The sequence below is a fragment of the Micromonospora sp. NPDC048040 genome (assembly GCF_055587185.1).
Map to the genome: position 1 here is coordinate 1 of NZ_JBVJGT010000133.1, position 2,900 is coordinate 2,900.

Annotated in this window: 1 protein-coding gene; it reads right to left on the reverse strand. The window is 71.9% G+C overall.

All coding sequences use genetic code 11. From position 1 onward, the window contains the following. Positions 1-293: 293 nt before the first annotated feature. A partial coding sequence (locus ACZ6O2_RS36440; protein ID WP_466026209.1) for an AMP-binding protein occupies positions 294-2,900 on the reverse strand: 2,607 nt, incomplete at its 5' end.

The following is a 2,900-nucleotide window of genomic DNA, read 5'->3' on the forward strand; positions in this document are numbered from 1 at the left end:
TCGCCGGTCGCCCCGGCAGGCAACGACGAGGACAACGCCCGGAACACCGACGCCGCCCGAGCCGGCCACACCGCCGGCCGACGCAGATCACCCACGACGTCGAGGACCTCGAAGTCGGGTCCGGTCCCGCCGACATCGGCAGCCTGTGCCCGCGCAGGAACGAACTCGACGGACATGAGTCAACCTCCGATCAGGACCGGCGTCACTCGCGCGGGGACGGCCGGGGTCAGGAACCAGGAACTCCGTGGGCGCGGCTGTCCGCGCCCACGGCATGAGGGGTACGGGGCGAGCCTTCAGGCAGTGGTGCTGGCCGCCTGGGGCCCGGCTTCGAGGAAGCGCAGCATGTGGGCGCCCAGTTGCTCGGCGATGGTGAACGGGATCAGGTCGGTGCGGATGGTGATGCGCAGGAGGGCGTCGTCCTCGCGGGGGATCGCCTCGACGGTGAGGCCGCTCATCACCTCCCGGGCGTACGGCTCGACGACCTCCTCGGTGCGGCAGCCGGGCAGCTCCAGCGGAAGCACCACGTTGTCCTGGTAGGCGAAGCCGGGCACGCTGGCGACCACCTCGCCGGGCAGGCCGACGGCCGGGTCGGCGGCGGTCTCCGAGAACGGGATGTCCTGGGCGGCCATCAGCTCGTCGACGGTCTGCTGGACGTGCCGGAGCAGGTCCGTCTCCGGCCGGAACCGGACGCGGACGCAGTTCGAGTTGATTCGGGTGGTGAAGGCGGAGTCGAGGATGCGGCTGCCGCGCCGGGCGACGATCATCAGCAGGCCGATGTCGTCCTGCTGGTGGATGGCGCGCAGCGCGGAGGCGTACGCGGCGACGAAGTAGCTGGAGCGGCTGAACCGCTGTTCCCGTGCCGCGTCGTCCCAGCGGCGCATGACCTCGGGGGTGACGGTGACGATGTGTCCGGCCTTCGGGCCCCACGCCAGTGCCTGTTCCAGGGGCGCTTGGGGCTGGCCGTGGCCCTGACGGGGCAGGCCCCGCAACTGTTCGCGCCAGTACGCCCGCTGGGCTTCGAGGTCGGCGGCGTCGCGCAACCGGGTGTATTCGTCGTACGACTGCCGCAGCGTGGTCGCCGGCCGCTCCCACACTGGGGCCTCGCCGGCGAGCCGGGCGGCGTACGCGTGGCTGAGGTCCCGTACCAGCAGCGAGTGTGACCAGCCGTCGAAGGCGATGTGGTGGATGCCGACGCCGAACAGGATGCGGTTGGTGGAGCGTTCGCGGATGAGGGCGGCGCGCCAGTTGCGGCCCTGGGTGTAGTCGAGGGGTTGTTGCACGGCTTCGGCGAGTTGGTCCAGGGCGTCCTGTTCGTTGGTGGCGTCGGTGAGGAGTCGTAGCTGGGGCATTCCCGGGTTCGGCGGGATGACGGCGACGGGCGGGTCGACGCGTCGGTAGCGGGCGTGCAGTGCCTCGTGCCGGCGGTGCACGTCGCCGAGCGCGGCCATCAGCGCCCGCAGGTCCAGCTCACCCTCGATCCACCAGGTGGTGGGGCAGACCAGTTCGAAGGGCAGCCAGACGCACTTGGCGACCGACAGGGTCAGCGGGATGGGCTTGGCCGGGCCGGAGCGGCCGGTGACGGCCGGCGCCGGCTCGGCCCTGGGGCGGCGGGGCGCGGTGGTCAGCCAGCGGGCCAGCCCGTGCGGGGTGGGCGTGCGGTGGATCTGCGACACGGGCACGACCACGCCCGCGGCCTCGTCGATGCCCGCGGCCACCGCCGCCGACTGCAACGACGTGCCGCCGAGGTGGAAGAAGCCGTCCCGTACGCCGACCCGGTCCAGCCCGAGCACCGTTGCGAACACCCCGGCGACGAGCCGTTCCTCGTCCGTCGCCGGCTCGACGAACTCCACGTCCAGGTCGGGGCGCTGCGAGCCGGGTTCGGGCAGTGCCCGCCGGTCGATCTTGCCGGTGCCCCCGACGGGGAAGCGGTCGAGGACCATGATCACGGCCGGGACCATGTAGGGCGGGAGCACGGCGGCGGCGTGGTCCCGTAGCTCCGCGGTGACCGGGGTGCGGCCGTCGCGGCCGGTGACGTAGCCGATGAGGCGGGCGACGCCGTGGTCTTCGCGGCGGGTGACGACGGCGGCGCCGACGTCGGGGTGTTGGGCGAGGGTGGTTTCGATTTCGCCGAGTTCGATGCGGATGCCGTTGACTTTGACCTGGTGGTCCATGCGGCCGAGGATTTCGAGGGCGCCGGTGGTGTTCCATCGGCCGAGGTCGCCGGTGCGGTAGGCAACCCCGCCGCCGTGGGGGTCGGTGACGAAGCGTTGGGTGGTGAGTTCGGGGCGGTTGAGGTAGCGGTCGGCGACGCCGAAGCCGGTGATGAGGATTTCGCCGGGGACGCCCATCGGGACGAGGTTCAGGTTCGCGTCGACGACGCGGATCTGTCGGTTGGGCATGGGCCGGCCGATGGGCACGTACGCGCCGCTCCACCCGGCCCCGGCGTCGTACCAGGTGCAGGCGACGGCGGCCTCGGCCGGCCCGTACGCGTTGACGAGTCGGGCGCCGGCGGTCAGCCAGCGTTGCGCCATGTGGGGTGGGACAGGTTCCCCGGCGAGGGTCACGCAGGACATGCTCGGGCAGTCGGCGGGGTCGACCGCGGCGAGATTGGTGGGCGGGCAGAAGGCGTGGGTCACCTGCTCCTTGGCGATCAGGTCGGTGAGTCGGCGGGCGTCGAGCAGGTCGTCGCGGGAGCAGACCACGACGCGTGCGCCGGAGGTCAGCGCGGTGTAGATCTCGCCCAGGGCCACGTCGAACACCGGCGCGCAGCAGTGCAGCATGCGGCTGTCCGAGTCCACCGCACACTCGTCGGCCATCCAGGCGAGGAAGTTGGTCAGTTTGTCGTGGGTCAGCACGACGCCCTTCGGGGTGCCCGTGGAACCGGACGTGTAGATCACGAA